The sequence below is a fragment of the Streptomyces sp. NPDC058796 genome (assembly GCF_042745235.1).
Classification (GTDB): domain Bacteria; phylum Actinomycetota; class Actinomycetes; order Streptomycetales; family Streptomycetaceae; genus Streptomyces.
In genome coordinates, this window is the sequence record NZ_JBHYOP010000008.1 from 159,776 (window position 1) to 177,646 (window position 17,871).

The 17,871-nt window shown below is 72.3% G+C and carries 13 protein-coding genes and 2 pseudogenes; 9 read left to right on the forward strand and 6 right to left on the reverse strand.

Translation table 11 applies throughout. The features are described 5' to 3' along the window. Positions 1-87: 87 nt before the first annotated feature. A complete protein-coding gene (locus ACFW47_RS21160; protein WP_386306633.1) occupies positions 88-1,395 on the forward strand; it encodes an MFS transporter in 1,308 nt (435 codons plus the stop codon). Positions 1,396-1,510: 115 nt separating this feature from the next. Here the strand turns inward: ACFW47_RS21160 and ACFW47_RS21165 are convergent, their stop codons facing one another. The 3 genes from ACFW47_RS21165 to ACFW47_RS21175 are packed head-to-tail and all read right to left on the reverse strand — an operon-like array spanning position 1,511 to position 4,315. Next, positions 1,511-2,506, reverse strand: coding sequence for an ABC transporter substrate-binding protein (locus ACFW47_RS21165; RefSeq protein ID WP_386306635.1), 996 nt, complete (start codon positions 2,504-2,506; stop codon positions 1,511-1,513). Next, positions 2,497-3,294: an ABC transporter ATP-binding protein gene (locus ACFW47_RS21170; RefSeq protein ID WP_386306637.1), complete on the reverse strand. Its 798-nt coding sequence runs from the start codon at positions 3,292-3,294 to the stop codon at positions 2,497-2,499. The genes ACFW47_RS21165 and ACFW47_RS21170 overlap by 10 nt, the downstream gene beginning before the upstream one ends. A 1-nt stretch (position 3,295) precedes the next feature. Further along, complete coding sequence (locus tag ACFW47_RS21175; protein WP_386283693.1) at positions 3,296-4,315, reverse strand: FecCD family ABC transporter permease; 1,020 nt, start codon at positions 4,313-4,315, stop codon at positions 3,296-3,298. Between the two features lie 308 nt (positions 4,316-4,623). Here ACFW47_RS21175 and ACFW47_RS21180 point away from each other — a divergent pair, with 308 nt between their 5' ends. From ACFW47_RS21180 to ACFW47_RS21190, 3 genes are all read left to right on the forward strand, one after another. Next, the gene (locus ACFW47_RS21180; RefSeq protein ID WP_386306639.1) at positions 4,624-6,078 is read left to right on the forward strand and encodes a hypothetical protein; all 1,455 of its coding nucleotides are present in this window, start codon (positions 4,624-4,626) and stop codon (positions 6,076-6,078) included. Positions 6,079-6,129: 51 nt separating this feature from the next. Further along, positions 6,130-7,398 (forward strand): AAA family ATPase, encoded by a 1,269-nt coding sequence (locus ACFW47_RS21185; RefSeq protein WP_386306641.1) that lies wholly within the window; start codon positions 6,130-6,132, stop codon positions 7,396-7,398. Between the two features lie 77 nt (positions 7,399-7,475). Further along, the gene (locus ACFW47_RS21190) at positions 7,476-8,774 is read left to right on the forward strand and encodes a VWA-like domain-containing protein (RefSeq protein ID WP_386306643.1); all 1,299 of its coding nucleotides are present in this window, start codon (positions 7,476-7,478) and stop codon (positions 8,772-8,774) included. Here ACFW47_RS21190 and ACFW47_RS21195 read toward each other — a convergent pair. Continuing rightward, positions 8,723-9,157 carry a winged helix-turn-helix transcriptional regulator gene (locus tag ACFW47_RS21195; protein ID WP_386283281.1) on the reverse strand — a complete coding sequence of 145 codons (435 nt, stop codon included), beginning with the start codon at positions 9,155-9,157 and terminating at the stop codon, positions 8,723-8,725. The genes ACFW47_RS21190 and ACFW47_RS21195 overlap by 52 nt on opposite strands. 119 nt (positions 9,158-9,276) lie before the next feature. Between ACFW47_RS21195 and ACFW47_RS21200 the strand changes: the two genes are divergently transcribed. Beyond that, entirely contained in the window at positions 9,277-10,152 is an 876-nt protein-coding gene (locus ACFW47_RS21200) for an NAD(P)-dependent oxidoreductase (protein WP_386306645.1), read from the forward strand. Positions 10,153-10,159: 7 nt separating this feature from the next. Here ACFW47_RS21200 and ACFW47_RS21205 read toward each other — a convergent pair. Together ACFW47_RS21205 and ACFW47_RS21210 are read right to left on the reverse strand one after the other, a co-directional pair. Next, a pseudogene (locus ACFW47_RS21205) lies at positions 10,160-10,750 on the reverse strand (hypothetical protein). Between the two features lie 24 nt (positions 10,751-10,774). Next, positions 10,775-11,529, reverse strand: a pseudogene (locus ACFW47_RS21210) (helix-turn-helix domain-containing protein). A gap of 160 nt (positions 11,530-11,689) precedes the next feature. Between ACFW47_RS21210 and ACFW47_RS21215 the strand changes: the two are divergent. From ACFW47_RS21215 to betT, 4 genes are all read left to right on the forward strand, one after another. Further along, the gene (locus ACFW47_RS21215; protein ID WP_386306647.1) at positions 11,690-12,550 is read left to right on the forward strand and encodes an alpha/beta fold hydrolase; all 861 of its coding nucleotides are present in this window, start codon (positions 11,690-11,692) and stop codon (positions 12,548-12,550) included. A gap of 126 nt (positions 12,551-12,676) precedes the next feature. After that, the gene (locus tag ACFW47_RS21220; protein WP_386306649.1) at positions 12,677-14,143 is read left to right on the forward strand and encodes an aldehyde dehydrogenase family protein; all 1,467 of its coding nucleotides are present in this window, start codon (positions 12,677-12,679) and stop codon (positions 14,141-14,143) included. Positions 14,144-14,183: 40 nt separating this feature from the next. Further along, positions 14,184-15,746 (forward strand): GMC family oxidoreductase, encoded by a 1,563-nt coding sequence (locus ACFW47_RS21225; RefSeq protein WP_386283294.1) that lies wholly within the window; start codon positions 14,184-14,186, stop codon positions 15,744-15,746. Beyond that, positions 15,743-17,866: a choline BCCT transporter BetT gene (betT, locus tag ACFW47_RS21230; RefSeq protein WP_386283296.1), complete on the forward strand. Its 2,124-nt coding sequence runs from the start codon at positions 15,743-15,745 to the stop codon at positions 17,864-17,866. Before ACFW47_RS21225 ends, betT begins: the two co-directional genes overlap by 4 nt. Positions 17,867-17,871 lie beyond the last annotated feature (5 nt).

The window sequence follows — 17,871 nt, forward strand, 5'->3', positions numbered from 1 at the left end:
GTCGCCCCGTGTCTCAGGCCGGTCAAGGTCGTTGGGGCCGCGATGCGTCCGGCCCGCCGACCCCGTACACGACAGGAGCGCGTCATCGTGCCCACCCCCTCCGCCCCGCCCGGCGCTGTCGACGACCGAGCCGCGAAGCAGCGGACCGTTCTGCTCGACATCGCCTTCCTCCGCCTCTGGACGGGCGCCACGGCGTCGGGCCTGGCCACCTGGGCCCTGCCGTTCGTGCTCGGCCTCGCGGTCCTCGACCGGACGCTCACCGCCACGGACCTGGGACTGCTGCTCGCCGCCCGGACGGTGGGGTTCCTCACCGCGGTGCCCATGGCCGGGGTGCTGGCCGACCGGCACTCCCGCCGGGGCGTCGTCCTGTGGGCGGGGCTCGCCGCCGGAGCCGCGGCCCCCGTGCTCGCCGCCGGACTGGACCGCTCGGTGCCGCTGATGGCCACGGCCGCCGCGGTGGCCGGCGCCGGTCAGGGCGCCTGCCGGCCCGCCTACCAGGCACTGACCGCCGAAGTGGTGGACGCCGACCGCAGGCAGCAGGCCAACGCCGCCATGACCCTGGCGGTACGGGCCACCACGCTCGTGGGACCCTCGCTGGCCGCTCTGCTCGCCGTGTTCCTCAGCACCGGGGCGCTGCTGGTGGGCATCGGCCTGCTGTGGCTCGTCGCCGCGTGTGTTCCCGGCCGCGGCGCGCGGCCCGGCACCCTGAACGGCGCGACCCAGCCCTCGGCCGGTACGGACAGGGCATCGTTCCTCACCGAGTTCGCCGAGGGGGTCCGCGAGGCCCGCAGGCACCCGTGGTTCCTCGCCGGGCTGGGCGCGCTGACGGCCGTCATAGCCACCGGCTACTCCGCGACCGGCGTCGCTCTCCCCGTGGTCAGCAGGGACGAGTACGGCACCGAGGTCGTGCTCGCGGGTGCGATGACCGCCTACACCGCCGGAGCGCTGGCCGGTGCGCTGCTGATCGCCCGCTGGCGCCCCCGCTCCCCCGGCCGGACCGCCCTCGCCGGACTCGCCGCGTACGGATTCGCCCCGCTCAGCCTCGTGTTCCCCGTGCACCCGGTCGTCGTGATGGCCGCCTACGCCGTCGCGGGCATCGGCATCGAACTGTTCAACGTGCCGTGGTTCACCGCCGCCCAGCGCGAGGTGGCCCCGGACAAGCTGGCCCGGGTCTCCTCCCTGGACTTCCTGCTCTCCTACGGGCTCGCCCCGGTCGGACTCGCCGTCATCGCCCCCGCCATCGACGCCTTCGGTGCCAGGGCGGTGCTCGCGGGCTGCGCGGTCGTCTGCTTCGCGGCACCGGCGGCCGCCGCCCTCGTCCCCAGCACCCGGGCCTTCTCCCACGCGCCCACTGGTGCGGCCACCGACGCCCGGGGGACGGAACCCTCCGCCTGACGGGCGCCCGCGGCCATGCGCTCAGCCGTTCGCTCCCGCCGTCCGCAGTGGGCGGCGGGAGCGAACGGCACGTCCGGGGGCCGGGGGCCTGCGCCGCGGCGGGTGCGCCGGCGGTTCAGCTCTGGAGTTCGCGCAGGTACGCGGCGAACTTCTCCAGACCGTCGATGTTGCGGGGGCCGCTGATGCCCTCGTTGTAGTCGAGGACGAAGAAGTTGTCCTTCTTCACGGCGGGCAGCCCCCTGGTGTGGGGGGACTTCTTCAGGAAGTCGATCTTCTTCTGGGCGGGCATGTCGCCGTAGTCGAGGACGACGACGACCTCGGGCTCGGCCTCGGCGACGGATTCCCAGCTGACCTGGGTCCAGCGCTCGTCGAGGCCGTCGAAGACGTTCTTGCCGCCCGCGGTCTTGATGATGTCGTTGGGCGGCACCTGATTGCCCGCGGTGAACGGCTGGTCGGTGCCGGAGTCATAGAGGAAGACGGGCACGGGGTCGCCCTCCGGGGCCTTGGCCTCGACCTCCCTCACGCGCCCGCGCAACTCGTCGACCACCTGCGTGGCCTTGTCCTCGACCCGGAAGATCTTGCCGAGTCGTTCGAGGTCGGTGTAGAGAGCCTCGAAGGGGGTCACCTTCTCAGGAAACCCGGGGTAGTTGAAGCAGCTCTCGGTGTGCATGAAGCTCTGGATGCCGAGCGTGTCCAGGATCTCCGGTGTGATGCCCCGCTCGTCCTTGAAGCCGGAGTTCCATCCGGCCACCACGAAGTCGGACTTGGCCTCGACCACGACCTCCTTGTTGAGGAGGTCGTCGCTGAGCATCTTCACCTTCGCGTACTCGGACGCCCACGGGGACTCACTCACCGGCGGGTTGGCGGGCGGCATCACATAGCCGTACACGTGCTCGGTCAGGCCCAGCGCGAACAACTTGTCCGCGCTGCCGCCCTCGTAGGCGACGGCGCGCTCGGGGACCGTGTACTCCACCGGTTCACCGCAGCGCTTGACGGTGACCTTGCCGGAGGCCTTGGCGTCGTCCGACTCGATCTCGGCGCCGCAGCCGCCGAGCACCAGTGCCGTCGCGAGGGCGCATCCGACGGCGGCGCGGGATCTGCTTATGAGCATGTGTCACATACCTTTCCATGACGTGGGTTGAGCGAATACAGCAGTTGGGGATCGCCCGTCAGGGGATGCGGGACGACACTGGCCAGCACTCCGAAGACCTCGGCGACCAGGTGCGGCGTGAGCACTTCCGCAGGGGCGCCGGAAGCGACCAGGCGGCCCTGGGAGAGCACGCCGAGCCGGTCACAGGCCGCCGCGGCGAGATTGAGGTCGTGCAGGACGACCAGGACCGTGAGCCCCGACCCGCGCAGGAGCGAGAGCAGGTCGACCTGGTGGCGGACGTCGAGGTGGTTGGTCGGCTCGTCGAGGACGAGGACCTTCGGCTCCTGCACCAGCGCACGGGCCAGCAGGACGCGCTGGCGCTCTCCGCCCGACAGCGTCAGAACCCCCCGGTGCGCGAGGTGTCCGATGTCCAGCCGGTCCATCACCCGCTCGCACAGTTCGCGCTCGCGACCGCTGAGCGCCTGGTTCCCGCGCAGATGCGGCGCGCGTCCGAGTGCGACGACCTCCTCGACCGTGAAGTCGAAGTCGACGCCGCCGTCCTGGGTCATCGCCGCGACGGTCCGGGCGGTGCTGCGCAGCGGGAGCCGGGTCAGGTCCCGCTCGCCCAGCCAGACGGTTCCGGAGCTGGGGCGCAACGCCCGGTACACGCATCGCAGCGCGGTGGACTTGCCGCTTCCGTTCGGGCCGACCAGACCCACGACCTGCCCGTCGGCCACTTCCAGGGACAAGGCGCGTACGAGGGTCCTGCCGTCGGTCACGACGGAGAGCTCGTCGAGTCTCAGGTCCATGTCAGCGCCCCCCGAAGGTGTAGGCCCTGCGGCGCATCAGGCCGATGAAGACGGGCACTCCCACGAGCGCGGTGACCACCCCGAGCGGCAGTTCGCGCGGTGCGGCCACGGTGCGTGCCGCCAGGTCGACCCACACCATGAAGACCGCCCCGGCCAGTGGGGCCACGGCGAGCACGCGGGCGTGCGTGGCACCGACGAGCATCCGTACCACGTGCGGCATGACGAGCCCGACGAAAGCGATGGCGCCGCTGACCGCGACCATGACGCCCGTGACGAGCGACACGAGGAGCAACAGCCCCTTCCGGTACCGGTCCGGACCGACTCCCAGGCTCGCGGCGGTCTCGTCGCCGAGGGCCAGGACGTCCATCACCCTCCCGAACCGGTGGAGGACGGCGAGTCCGCCCAGCACCACCACGGACACGACGGGCAGCGCGCCCCAGGTCGCGGCGCCGAAGCTGCCCATCGTCCAGTACAGGACCATGCTCGTCGCCTCGCTGTCCGGCGCGAAGTAGACGATCAGGCTCATCACCGCCTGGAAGCCGAGGGACATGGCCACGCCCGTGAGGACGAGGCGCAACGGCGAGAGCGTGCCCCGGCTCGCGGCGGCGGCGTACACCAGGAGCGAGGCGGCGAGCGCACCGACGAAGGCTCCGGCGGACACCGCGTAGATGCCGAACGCGGCGAGTCCTCCGGTGACCGTGACGCCGACGGCGCCCACGGACGCGCCCGACGAGACGCCGAGGACGAAGGGGTCGGCCAGCGCGTTGCGCACCAGGGCCTGGACCGCCACGCCGATCGCGCTGAGCCCCGCCCCCACCAACGCGGCCAGCAGCACTCGGGGGGTACGGATCTGCCAGACGATCTGGTACGTCGTCACCTCGTCGGGGGCGATGCGCCCGCCGTGGAGAGCCGCCCACAGATGGCGCGCGGTCTCCCCGGGGGAGATGACCGCGGGTCCGAGCCCGATGGCGACGACGACGGAAACCAACAGGACCGCGGTCAACCCCGCGCAGCCGAGCAGCAGGGCCCTGCGGGAGGCGAACCGGCCTTTCACGGCCGCCGCCGGTGCGGACGCCTGCACCTCGGCCGGGCCGGCCGTGTCCGCGCTCGCCGACGGTATGGAGGTCGAAGGCGGAGGCACGTGGCCTACCTACACTTTCTCTCGATAATGGAAACCATGTTCAAGTCTGGGAATCTAGCATGTCCCGTCCGCCGACGGCGGGTCGCGCCCGGAAGGGTGACAGATCATCCGCGAGTGGTTACGATGCCCGCGATGATGACCTTCTCCTCGTACGGATTGGGGGAATCGTTCGCGTCAGGTGAGTGCTGATGACTCATCACCTCGCGAACGGTGTTCCACCCCACCAGTCGATGTGGCGGCGCGTACGTGAGTACGCCGTGCCACCGTCCATGATCGAGACCGCGACCGCACGACGTGCGGTCGGCGACTGGGCGGGGGCGTGTGCCGCCGCCCGGATCGACGTCGATCTCGATCTGCGCGCCGTGGCCAAGCACCACGGCACCGACCTCGTCGCCCGCCTCCGGGCGGATCTGCGCCGCCTGGCGCCGGATCTGCTGCGCTGGCACATGCCCAGAATCGCCCCCGACGGCAGGCTGCGGCCCGGCCTCACGCTGTCCCTCGCCCGCTACCGCACTCCCGGCACGCCGGTCGTGCACCTCGTCGTCCGGACGCCGCCGGCCTGGGCGGACGCCGGACAGCGCATGTCCCTGGCCCTGTGGGACGGGTCCCGCCTCGGCACGGCCGGACACCATCCGCACCCGCGCCCCGACCGGCGTTTCCGGCTCGACCTGCACCGCCACCTCTGGGACGCCGTACGCAGCGGCGACCTGTCCCGGCGGTGCGGCGCGGCCGGGCCGGCACGCGGTCCGACCGCCGGGCCCGCTCCGCACGATCACCCCGAGGGCCCTTGGGCGACGGGGCGCTGGGCCGCCGAGGCGGAACACCTGCTGCGGGCGGAAGGGCTCCCTCGCGGGGCCTTCACCGTGCGGCTCGGCGCCCGGAACCGCACCGTGTTCGAACTCGTCGCGCCCGACGACAGCCACGTTCCGACGTTGCGCCGGCTGCGCGGCCCGGTGCCGACGCAGGCGATCGCCGCGCTCCCGGTGCTGCCGGAGGCAGCGGTCCGCGTGCCGCCGGACCTGGAGCTGCTGCGGGCGGGGCTGATCACGGCGGAACGCTTGCATCCGCTCGTGGCCGCGGCCCTGCCGGCGCCCGGCGCACCACCCGTGCCGGGCGCTGCCCGTGGGGCGTTGCCGGAGGGCTCGGCAGCGGGATCAGGCGATCCGCACACGGTGGACTGCCGGGGCGAGGTCCACCGGATCGCCCTGCGCGACGGTGTGCTGACGGCGGTCGACCACGACGCCGGCCAACTGCGCCGGGAGGAACTGCTGGTGGCGCTCGGCGGCCCGCCGCTGCCCTGCCTTCGGGCCATCGACGCCGTGCACCGCAGCCCCGAGGCCCTGCCCGCGGTCCGGGAACGGCTGGCTCACGGGGACGTCGCCGGGGCGCTGACCGTGGTCGAGGCGCTCCTCGGGCCCGGCGCGCTCCTGCGCGACGGGCCACTGCGGGACGCGCTTCGCTCTGCCGCGAGCCGCCGCGTCGACCACGGGCTCTTCCGCTCGGGACTGGTCCCCGTTCACCCGGCGGCCCGGGCGGCGCGGTCGGAGGAGGGGCACCGCCCCCGGGCCGACCGGCGCATGCCGGAGACCATGCGCCACAAGCGCGACAGCAGGCAACGGCCCCGCACCGCCCTCACCGCCTGACCTTTCACGTAACCCGCCATTCCTGTCATTCCTCACACCCAGGTGATGCCCATGACCTCCAGTACGCTCATGTCCCGACCCGCCGACACCCACGACCCCGGACTCGGCGTCGCCGACACCCTCCTGGCCCTGTTGCGGACCACCACCAGCGAGCCGCGTCCCGACGAACAGCTCGAGGCGCTCACCCTCGCCGTCGCCGCCGACCTGCCCGTACTGCTCTGGGGCGAGCCCGGCATCGGCAAGACCGCGGCCCTGACTCAGCTCGCCGACTCGCTCGGCCTGCCGCTGACCACCGTCATCGCCAGTGTCCACGAACCGTCCGACTTCTCCGGGCTGCCCGTCGTGGGCGACGACCCCGCCGTGCAGGGGGTGCCGATGGCACCGCCGCAGTGGGCCGTTCAGCTGGTGCGGGCCGGGCGGGGCCTGCTCTTCCTGGACGAACTCTCCACCGCCACCCCGGCCGTCCAGGCCGCGCTCCTGCGGGTCGTTCTCGAACGGCGGGTCGGAGCGCTGCGACTGCCGCCCGGAGTACGGATCGTGGCCGCCGCCAACCCGAGGGCGTCCGCCGCCGACGGGTGGGAGCTGAGCCCCCCGCTGGCCAACCGCTTCGTCCACCTCCACTGGACACATGACCCGCAGGTGGTGGTACGCGGGCTGGGCGGAGTATGGCCCCGGGCGGAACTGCCCCGGCTCGAGGAGCAACGGCTGCCGGAGGCGGTCGCGACGGCCCGGCGGGCGGTCTGCGGGTTCCTCAATGCCCGGCCGACGCTGATCCACCGGCTGCCCAGCAGTGAGGCACGGCGCGGCGGCGCGTGGCCCTCACCCCGCAGCTGGGAGGCCGCGCTTACCCTGCTGGCCTTCGGCACGGCGGCCTCCGTCTCCCGGGAAGTACTGGCGCTGCTGGTCAGGGGTGCGGTGGGGGACGGTGCCGGCCTCGAACTCCTCGCCCACCTGGACCGGATGGACCTGCCGGACCCGGAGACGCTCCTCGCCGACCCGGCGGCCGCGGACCTGCCCGAACGGGGCGACCTTCGGCAGGCGACCCTGGAGGCGGTGGTCGCCGCCGTGGGGGCCCGGCCGCGACGGGAACGGTGGGAGGCCGCCTGGACGCTACTGGCCGGAGCGCTGGACTCCGGGGCCCCGGACCTGCTGGTCGCCCCGGCGACCGCTCTGGCCGCACTGCGGCGCGACGACTGGGAGGTGCCGGAAACCGTTGAGCGGCTGACCGGGGTCATCGGGCTGGCCCGGCAGGCGGAACGGTCGGTGGGACGGGCCACGGCAGCGAGCGCCGCCCGGCGGGCGTCCGAGGCGCGCCGGTGACGGGGGCCGCACGGCGACCCGAGCCGCGCCCGCACGCACGCCCCGTCCCCCGGCCGGCACGTCCGGTACCGCACCCCATGCCCCCGCCCGCGCCGCCGCGCCCGGTGCGGGCCACCCCGGCCGAACCGCCCCGCGCCGGGGAATCCGGCGCCCGGCCCCGACTCCGGCTCGACACCGGAAAACTGCTGGCCGCCCGGCTGCACGCGGTGAAGGTACGCCCCTACCTCGCCGACGCGCTCTTCGCGCTGCACGTGGTGGAGGACCCGTCGGTGCCGACGATGGCGGTGGACGCCCACTGGCGCTGCTACGTCTCCCCCGCCTTCGTGGCGCGCATGCCGGTGGAGGAACTCGCCGGCGTATGGGTCCACGAGGTCTCCCACCTCCTGCGCGACCACCACGGACGAGGCGAGCGGTACGCGAGACAGCACGAGGAACACGGGCCGGGCCAGCGGCTGCGGCGCAACATCGCGGCCGACTTCGAGATCAACGACGACATCTACGGTGACGGCCTGCCCCGCCCCCACGGCGCCGTGATGCCCTCACTCCTGCGGCTCCCCTCCGGGCTGCTGATGGAGGAGTACCTGCGCACCACGTCGATGTCCCCGCTCGCCGCTGACCTGGCCTGGCTGGACTGCGGCAGCGGAGCCGACGGGCAGGCACGCCCGTGGGAGCTCGGACCCGACGGCGCGCACGGACTGACCCGACAGCAGCGGGACGCGGTCCGCTTCCGGGTGGCGCAGGGAATCAAGGGACGTCCCGGCAACGCGCCCGAAGGCTGGCGCCGCTGGGCGGACGAGGCATTCCACCCGCCACAGCCGTGGCGGCAACTGCTGGGAGCGGCGGTCCGCTCCGCCGTCGGCGCGCCGGGAACGGGCGACAACCACAGCTACCGGCGCCCGTCCCGCCGCTCGGCGAGCGTGCCCGGCGTACTGCTGCCCAGCCTGCGCCGCACACCGCCCCGGGTCTGCGTCGTGATCGACACCTCCGCATCGGTGAGCGACGGCGAACTCGGCAGCGCGCTGCTGGAGGTCGCGGCCGTCACCCGCGCGGTCGGCGGCCGGCGCGACCTGGTCACGGTCATCTCCTGCGACGCCGCGGCCCGCACCGCCGTCCCCGTCTGCCAGGCCGAGAACATCGAGCTCCTCGGCGGCGGCGGGACCGACCTGCGTTCCGGCTTCACGCGGGCCCTGCGCGACCGGCACCGGCCCGACGTGATCGTCGCCCTGACGGACGGCCAGACACCCTGGCCTTCCGCACAACCTCCCTGCCGCACGGTGGTCGGACTCTTCCCCCGGCCGACCGACGCCGACACCGACAACCCCGACTACGTGCCCGACCTCCCGCCGCCCTGGGCGCGGGTCGTGACCATCGGCTGACGCACACTCCGCCGAACCGTCGCGGCGTCGTCGACCAAGACCTTCTCGGCGCCGATCCGCCGCATGCGCTCGGTGCCCCAGTGTCCCAGCGAGGCCAGCGCGGCGTTGAGCGAGACGCCGTGCTCCGTCAGGGAGTACTCCACCTTCGGCGGCACCTCGGCGTACACCTCACGGTGCACGAGACCGTCTTCCTCCATCTCACGCAGATGCTGGACCAGCATCTTCTCGCTGACTCCCGGCAGACCGCGCCGGAGCTCCGCGAACCGGCGGGTCCCGTGGTGGTGGAGCTCCCACAGGATCAGCGACTTCCACTTGCCGGCGACCACGTCCATCGCCGCGTCGATGCCGCAGAAATAGGGACCACGTCGTGCCGCTGTCGCCATTCGCCCCTCCAAGGCGTACTTACCCGAGAGTGAGTACCCCACTAATTGGTCCGTACTGGTCAACCCTACCGACGACGGAGAGGATCGAACCGAACCACGAACAGAGGGGAATCAGAGCTGTGACGACCAACAGCGAAGTGCGGGTGAGCGTTCTCGGGCTGGGGGCGATGGGAAGCGCCCTCGCGGGCGCCCTGGTCAAGGCCGGGCACGCGACGACGGTCTGGAACCGCTCACCGGGGAAGGAGAAGGACCTCGTCGCGCAGGGCGCGGAAGCCGCGGCCACGGCCGGTGACGCGGTCCGGGCCGGCTCCCTGGTGATCGCGTGTCTGCTGGACCACGCGTCGGTCCACGAAGTGCTCGATCCGCTCTCCGACGAGTTGGCCGGGCACACGCTGATCAACGTGACCACGACGTCCCCGGCTCAGTCACGGGAACTGGCCGACTGGGCCGCGCGGGCCGGCATCGCGTACCTGGACGGCGGCATCATGGCCGTACCCCACATGATCGGCGCACCCGGCTCGTCGATCCTCTACAGCGGATCCGCCGACGTCTTCCGTCAGCACAAGCCGCTGCTGGACGTCTGGGGAACCAGCACCTACTTCGGGGAGGACGCCGGGCTGGCGTCGCTGTACGACCTCGCCCTGCTCTCGGGGATGTACGTCATGTTCGCCGGCTTCATGCACGGTGCCGCGATGGTCGCCCCGGCCGGCGTGACGGCGGGCGAGTTCGCCGCCATGGCCGCGCCCTGGCTCACTGCCATGACCGGCGCGTTCGAAGGATTCGCCGAGGTGATCGACGGCGGCGACTACACCGTGGAGGGGCAGCAGAGCCTCGAGTTCTCCGACCTCGGCCACATCCTGGCGGCCGGCGCCGAGCAGGGCATCGACAACGAGGCGGTCGCCATGGTGCAGCGGCTGATCCGGCGTCAGACCGACGCGGGGCGCGGGGCCGAGGGGTTCGCCCGGATCTACGAGAGCATCAGGCGACCGGGCTGAGCCGTCGTCACGTGCCGGCGCGGTACGCGGGCGGACGTGTCTCCAGCACGAGTGCGGTACCGGCCACGGTCCGGTCCTCGTGCATGGTGATCCGCAGGCCGGCTTCGACGTGCCGCCAGTGGGACGGGGTGAGCGGAACGAGCCGGACGGTGGCCCGGCCGCCGGGCTCCAGGAGTGGGACGTCCTCGACCCAGAGCCCGGCGATGCTCACCGAGACGCCCCCGGTGGGTGAGAGGTTGCCGATGTCCCACATGGGCCGCAGCACACCGTGACCGGGGATCGGTGTGCTGCGTCCCGACTCAGCGGCGGGACGCAGGGTCAGTTCCGCCCGGACCATCCCGTTCCGTGTCTCGGCGGCCCGCCAGTGGCACCAGGCGGCGCTCCGCCCGAGGCGGAGCTGTTCGGCCGCCGCGGCGAGCTGCTCCCAGAACGTCGAGGGCAGCGGCCGTCCGTCCCCTCACTCCAGGAGGTGCAGAGCGGTCTGCCAGTCGTCGTGGGCCAGGCAGTCCCAGATGTCCCGCGCTGTCACGTCGTTCGCGGCGGCGGCTTCTTCCGGCACCAGAAGGGACGCCGCTTCGAGCAGTCCGACGATGTCCACGGGACAATGGTCGGCCACGGGGTCTCACGGCGGCCATGCCCGCTCGTCCACCGTCAGGAAGGGTTCGCCCACCACGGTCGCCGGTGTCGCGCCGGTGAACGCCATGATGTCCCGGTGCAGATGGGGCTGATCGAAGTAGCCGCCGTCCACCGCGACTCGGGCGGCGCCTTCTCCACCGACCAGGCGGTGCGCCGCGCGGTCGAAGCGGACCAGTCTCGCGGCACGCTTGGGCGGCACGCCGACGCGGGACTGGAACCGGGACCACAGACGCTTGCGGCTCCATCCGAGTTCGGCCGCCAGGTGCTCGAACCGTAGAGACCCCCGCCGGCCACGATCCGCTTCCAGGCCCAGGCCACCCCGGGGTCCGCCGGCGGACGCGTCCGGCAGCGGCGGGCGAGCAGCGCGTCCACGAGATCGAAGCGCTCCTGCCATGTGGGCGCCGCGCTCAGTCGCTCACGGACCCGTGACGCCTCCCGGCCCCACAGTTCGTCGAGCGTGACCGCGCCACTGCCCAGGTCGGCCGGGCAGGCTCCCAGAACGGCGCTCGCGACCGGCGGCGACAGGCGCACCTGCACGCACTCGACGTGCTCCCCCCAGGCACGGACCCCGCCCCCCGAGCCGAACCCGGGCCCGGCGACAAGGCTTCCCGCGAGCCGCCGTCCGGCACCGTCGTCCACGGTGGGCGGCCCCGCCCCGAACTCCAGGATCAGCATCACGGCCGGGTGGGGAACCATCCTCAGGTCGCCCACGAGCGGGCCCGGCACCCGGAACCCCGCCATGTCGACACCGGTCATCCGGCCGGGCCTTCGCGGACGCGCCACGTCCCACCCGGCGGAATCGTCACCTCTCCTCACGGCGAACCCCCTCCGTCGAATGCTACGCGGCCGCGGGGAACATTCGTCCAAGCCGCAGGCGAGCACCGGAAGCGACCGTGGGCCCATGACTCCTCTCGACAGGGAACCGCCGACGACCGGCGGCGACGGTGACACCCAGAGCTCGGTGCTGCACCTGGAGCGCGGCGACCTCCACGTCCGCCGGGACGGTCCTCGTGACGCCCCCGCTCTCCTGCTCATCCACGGTTCCGCCACCTCCAGCCGTTCGTGGGACGCACTCGTTCCCCTGCTGGCCGGCTCCCGTCAGGTCATCCGGATCGACCTGCCGGGCCACGGCCGCTCGGCCGAACCGGCCCGCCGTGACTACGACACCTCCGAGCAGGCACGCACGCTCGGCGCGGCGCTGGACCGGCTCGGCGTCGACCAGGTCCTGGCCGTCGGCCACTCCAGTGGCGGCTACGCCGTCACCGCTCTCGCCGAGCAGCGGCCCGGCCTGGTGACCGCGCTGGCGCTCATCAGCACCGGCCCCGGCATGGACGCCTTCGTCGCACTGGACGCCCCCGGGCTCGATCCCGCACGGTGGCCACCGACCGACGAGCAGATCCGCCGGTTCGCGAGCACCGGTTTCCGCGCGGGTCACCGGATCCCCCAAGAACTCGTCGACGACCTGCGCGGGATGACCCACCACGCGGTCACCGCCGCCATGCGGGCGTCCACCGCCTACGTGGACGAGCAGCCGCTCCCCGGCCGGCTGGCGGTCCTCGGCAAACCGCTTCTGGTGATCTTCGGGGACCAGGACCGCAGATGGCGCCCTTCCTCCGCCGCCGACTACCGCGCGGTGCCCGGGGCGGAGGTGGAGATGCTGCCGGGTGCCGGACACACGCCCATCCTGGAGGAACCGCGGCGGACCGCCGACCTGCTGCTGGCCTTCGCCGAGGCACACGCCACCAGCCGGGGCGCCCCCTGACGCCGCGCCCCGCACCCACTCAGGTGTCGCGTCACTCCGAAGGGCCGCTCAGCAGACCCTCACGCGGCAGCAGAGGGTAATGTCCCGATTTGCTCGGGTCCGGTCCGTCGCAGAGGAGAATCCACGGTGAGCGACCTGTACATCGACGGTGAGTGGACCCGGCCGGCGGCCGGCGGGCGGCGCGAGGTGCTCAACCCGTACGACGCCTCGGTGGTCACCACCGTCGACGAGGCGGACGCCTCCGACGCGGACCGCGCGGTACGGGCCGCCCGCCGGGCCTTCGACGAGGAGGAGTGGGCGGACGTCCCCACCCGCCGACGGGCCGACCTGCTGCTGCGCGTGCACTCCCTGCTGCTGCGCGACAAGGAGGACATCGCCCGTACCGAGACGCTGGACACCGGCAAGACGCTGACCGAGGCGCGTCTCGACGTGGAGGACGTGGCGAACGCCTTCCGCTACTACGGCGAACTGGCCGACAAGGACGGCGGGCGGATCGTGGACGTCGGCCCCGACGTCCTCAGCCGCGTCGTCCACCAGCCGGTCGGGGTGTGCGCACTCATCGCTCCCTGGAACTACCCGCTGCTCCAGGCGTCGTGGAAGGTGGCGCCGGCGCTGGCCGCCGGGAACACCGTCGTCCTCAAGCCGAGCGAGGTCACGCCGCTCACCACGATCACCATGGTCCGGCTCATCGAGGAGGCCGGGGCGCCACCCGGCGTCGTCAACCTGGTCCTGGGCGCCGGCGCGACCGTCGGCGCCGCCCTCACCAGCCACCCCGAGGTGGACCTGGTGTCCTTCACCGGCGGCCTCGCCACCGGACGCGGCATCATGGCGGCGGCCGCCGAGGGGCCGAAGAAGGTGGCTCTCGAACTGGGCGGCAAGAACCCCAACGTCGTGTTCGAGGACGCGGACTTCGCCGCCGCCGTGGACTACGCGCTGGACGCGGCCTTCCTCCACTCCGGCCAGGTCTGTTCCGCCGGTTCCCGCCTGCTGGTGCAGGACGGCCTGTACGACAGGTTCGTCGAGGCCCTCGCCGGCCGGGCCCGGGCGATCCGGCTCGGCAACGGCCTGGACGAGGGCACGGAGAGCGGACCGCTCAGCTCCGCCGAGCACCGTGACAAGGTCGAGCGGCACATCGCCGCCGCCCTGGAGGAGGGCGCCCGGCTCGTCACCGGGGGCACCCGTCCGGACGATCCCGCGCTGAGCCGCGGCTACTTCCTGCTGCCGACCGTGTTCGCGGACTGCGACAGGTCGATGCGCATCGTCCAGGAGGAGGTCTTCGGCCCGGTCGTCACCGTCGAGCGCTTCCGCACGGAGGACGAGGCGGTGGAACTGGCCAACGACACCCGCTACGGCCTGGCCGGCGGCGTGTGGACCTCCGACGCGAGCCGCGCCCAGCGCGTCGCCCAGCGGCTCCGGCACGGCACCGTGTGGATCAACGACTTCCATCCCTACGTGCCGCAGGCGGAGTGGGGCGGTTTCGGTCACTCGGGCGTGGGACGTGAGCTGGGACCCTCCGGGCTGAGGGAGTACCAGGAGGCCAAGCACATCTACCAGAACCTCTCCCCCGCACCCTCCGGCTGGTTCAAGGGCTGAACCCGCGAACGCGCTCCCTCGGACGGACGAAAGGCACCCGATGGCCACCCCCACCCCGCACGGTCCGGAGACCGCCTACGACTACGTCATCGTCGGCGGCGGCACCGCCGGATGCGTGCTCGCCGCGCGCCTGAGCGAGGACCCCGAGTGCCGCGTCTGCGTCGTGGAGGGCGGCCCCAGCGACGTCGGTGACGACCGGATCCTGCGCCTGCGCAACTGGATCAACCTGCTCGGCTCGGAGTTCGACTACGGCTACACCACCGTCGAGCAGCCACGCGGCAATTCCCACATCCTGCACTCGCGTGCCCGGGTGCTCGGCGGCTGCTCGTCCCACAACACACTGATCAGCTTCCTGCCCCTCCCCCAGGACCTCGACGACTGGGTGGCCCGGGGCTGCGCCGGCTGGGACCCGGGGACCGTCCTCCCCTACCGGGACCGGCTGCGCACCAGCATCGTGCCGGTGGCCGAGGCGGACCGCAATCCCATCGCGAAGGACTTCGTCACCGCCGCGGCGCGTGCCCTGGACGTTCCGGTCGTCGACGACTTCAACGCCGAACCCTTCGCCGACGGCGTCGGCTTCTTCTCCCTGGCCTACGAACCGGAGGGCAACCTGCGCTCCTCCGCCTCCGTCGCCTACCTGCACCCCGTGCTCGACCGCCCGAACCTCACCGTCCGCCTGGAGACCTGGGCCCACCGTCTGCTCACCGACGAAGCCGGGCGGACGACCCGCGTCGCCGTCCGCGGTCCCGACGGCCTCCCCGCCACCGTGCGCGCGGAACGCGAACTGCTCCTGTGCGCGGGAGCCATCGACACCCCGCGGCTGCTGATGCTCTCCGGCATCGGACCCGCCGACCAGTTGCGCGGCCTGGGCATCGACGTGCGGGCCGACCTGCCCGGGGTGGGCGAGAACCTGCTGGACCATCCCGAATCGGTGATCGTCTGGGAGACGGCCGGCCCGCTGCCGCCGAACTCCGCGATGGACTCCGACGCCGGTCTGTTCCTGCGGCGCGAGACGGGACAGCCGCGGCCGGACCTGATGTTCCACTTCTACCAGGTGCCGTTCACCGTCAACACCGAACGCCTCGGCTACCCCGCCCCGGAACACGGGGTGTGCATGACGCCGAACGTCCCGCGTGCCCGGTCCACCGGACGCATGTGGCTGCGCAGCAGCAACCCCGCCGAGCATCCCGCGCTCGACTTCCGCTACTTCACCGACCCCGAAGGACACGACGAGCGCACCATCGTCGACGGTCTGCGGGTCGCCCGCGAGGTCGCCGCAACCGACCCGCTGCGCGACTGGCTCGTGCGCGAGGTGGCACCCGGCCCGGAGGTGACCTCCTACGCCGATCTGTCGGAGTACGGGCGTCGTGCCGCGCACACCGTGTACCACCCGGCGGGCACCTGCCGGATGGGGGCGGCGGACGACCCGATGGCCGTCTGCGACCCGGAGCTGAGACTGCGCGGCGTGGACGGCGTACGCGTCGTGGACGCGTCGGTGTTCCCGACCATGCCCACCATCAATCCCATGGTGACCGTGCTGCTCGTCGCCGAACGCGCCGCCGACCTGCTCACCGGCCGCCCCGGTCCGCGGAGACAGTCGTGACCGGAGGCCCGCAGCACACCCCTCGGACACCGGAGGAGGCGGCCACGGAAGAAGCCGCCCCGGCGGGCACGGGCACGCTCAAGCCCGTGGTCTTCTTCGGCTCGGCCGCGCTGATCCTCGCGATCTCGACGTGGGCGATCGTCACGCCCTCCGGGGCGGAGAAGGCCATCGGCGTCGCCGTGGACAGGATCTCGTCCTGGTTCGGGTGGTACTACTTCCTCGCCGCGACGCTGTACCTGGTGTTCGTCATCTTCATCGGGGTGTCCAAGTACGGCACGGTCAAGCTGGGCCCGAAGCACTACAAGCCGGACTACGGCCTCTTCGCCTGGGCGGCGATGCTGTTCGCCGCGGGCATCGGCATCGACCTGATGTTCTTCTCCGTCGCCGGACCGGTCAGCCACTACCTCGCGCCGCCGCAGGGCTCCCCGGAGACCATCGAGGCGGCACGCCAGGCGGTGGTCTGGACGCTGTTCCACTACGGCATCACCGGCTGGGCCATGTACGCCCTCATGGGCATGGTGCTCGGCTACTTCGCCTTCCGCTACCGGCTGCCGCTGGCGATCCGCTCCGCGCTCTACCCGGTCATCGGCCGCCGCATCCACGGGCGGATCGGCGACGCCGTGGACCTGGCGGCCATCATCGGCACCGTGTTCGGCATCTCCGTGTCGCTCGGCATCGGCGTCGTACAGCTCAACTACGGGCTGAAGGTCCTGTTCGACGTACCCGAGGGTCTGCCCGCGCAGATCGGCCTGATCGTGGTGGCGGTGGTGATGGCGACGGTGTCCGCCGTGGCGGGCGTCGACAAGGGGATCCGGCGGTTGTCCCAGCTCAACGTCCTCCTCGCCGTCCTGCTCATGCTCTACATCCTGATCGTGGGGGAACCCTTCAGGCTGCTCAACGCGCTGGTGCAGAACGTCGGGGACTACGTCAGCGGCTTCCCCTCGATGACCCTGAACACGTTCGCCTACGACCAGCCCACCGAGTGGCTCAACGCGTGGACGCTCTTCTTCTGGGCCTGGTGGATCGCCTGGGCGCCGTTCGTGGGCCTGTTCCTGGCACGGATCTCCCGCGGCCGTACCCTGCGTCAGTTCGTGGCCGCGACGCTGATCATCCCGTTCCTGTTCACCGGTCTCTTCCTGGCGGTCTTCGGCAACAGCGCGCTGTTCGTCGTCCGGGACGGGGACACCGAGTTCGGCCGGACCGCGATGGCCCTGCCCGAGCAGGGCTTCTACGGGCTGCTGGAGCAGTATCCGGGCGCGTTGTTCAGCGCCGGCCTCGCTACCTTCGTCGGGCTGCTGCTGTACGTCACCTCCGCGGACTCCGGTGCGCTCGTCATGGGCAATCTCAGTTCCGAACTGCCGACTCCGGTGACGGACGCCGCTCCCTGGATGCGCATCTTCTGGGCCTTGACGACAGGCCTGCTCACCCTCGCCATGCTCCTCGTGGGAGGGGTGCAGGCGCTGACCGACGCCACCATCATCATGGGTCTGCCGTTCTCCGTCGTCATGTTTCTGATCATGATCGGGCTCTATCTGGCACTGCGTACCGAGCGCATGCGGGAAGAGGCACTCACCACCTCGCTCCCGGCGTCGCTGTCCGGGCGCACCACTCAGCAGGGCCCGCCGGGAACGCGGAACTGGCGGCAGCGCCTGGCGCGGGCCATGACGTTCCCCGGCCGGCGGGCGGCCCGCCGCTTCGTCGACGACGTGTGCCGTCCGGCGTTCCGCGACGTCGCCGAGGAGCTGCGGGAGCAGGGCGCGGAGGCTGCGCTCCTGGAAGGGGAGAGCGAGGAGAACGGTCTCTCGCACGTCGGTCTGCAAGTACCGATCGGGCCGAGTGACGTGTTCGTCTACCGGGTCTGGCCCGTCGAAATGCCGACCCCCGGCTTCGCGACCCGATCGGTCAGCACCCACGACACGTACGTGCGCTTCGAGGTCCAGCTGTCCGAAGGGAACCAGGGCTACGACGTGATGGGCTACACCAGGGAGCAGCTCATCGCCGACGTGCTCGACCAGTACGAGCGCCATCTGGAGTTCCTGCGGTTGCACCACGAGGCGGCCGCCCGGTCGGCCCTGCCCGACCACCGCCCCGACGACCCGGAGGCGCACCTTCCGGAGTAGCCCCA

Coding starts and splice junctions, on each gene's coding strand:
- ACFW47_RS21215 (WP_386306647.1), top strand. CDS start 11,690: ATGACTCCTCTCGACAGGGAACCGCCGACGACCGGCGGCGACGGTGAC.
- ACFW47_RS21195 (WP_386283281.1), bottom strand. CDS start 9,157: ATGGCGACAGCGGCACGACGTGGTCCCTATTTCTGCGGCATCGACGCG.
- ACFW47_RS21185 (WP_386306641.1), top strand. CDS start 6,130: ATGACCTCCAGTACGCTCATGTCCCGACCCGCCGACACCCACGACCCC.
- ACFW47_RS21170 (WP_386306637.1), bottom strand. CDS start 3,294: ATGGACCTGAGACTCGACGAGCTCTCCGTCGTGACCGACGGCAGGACC.
- ACFW47_RS21225 (WP_386283294.1), top strand. CDS start 14,184: ATGGCCACCCCCACCCCGCACGGTCCGGAGACCGCCTACGACTACGTC.
- ACFW47_RS21165 (WP_386306635.1), bottom strand. CDS start 2,506: ATGCTCATAAGCAGATCCCGCGCCGCCGTCGGATGCGCCCTCGCGACG.
- ACFW47_RS21180 (WP_386306639.1), top strand. CDS start 4,624: ATGACTCATCACCTCGCGAACGGTGTTCCACCCCACCAGTCGATGTGG.
- ACFW47_RS21190 (WP_386306643.1), top strand. CDS start 7,476: ATGCCCCCGCCCGCGCCGCCGCGCCCGGTGCGGGCCACCCCGGCCGAA.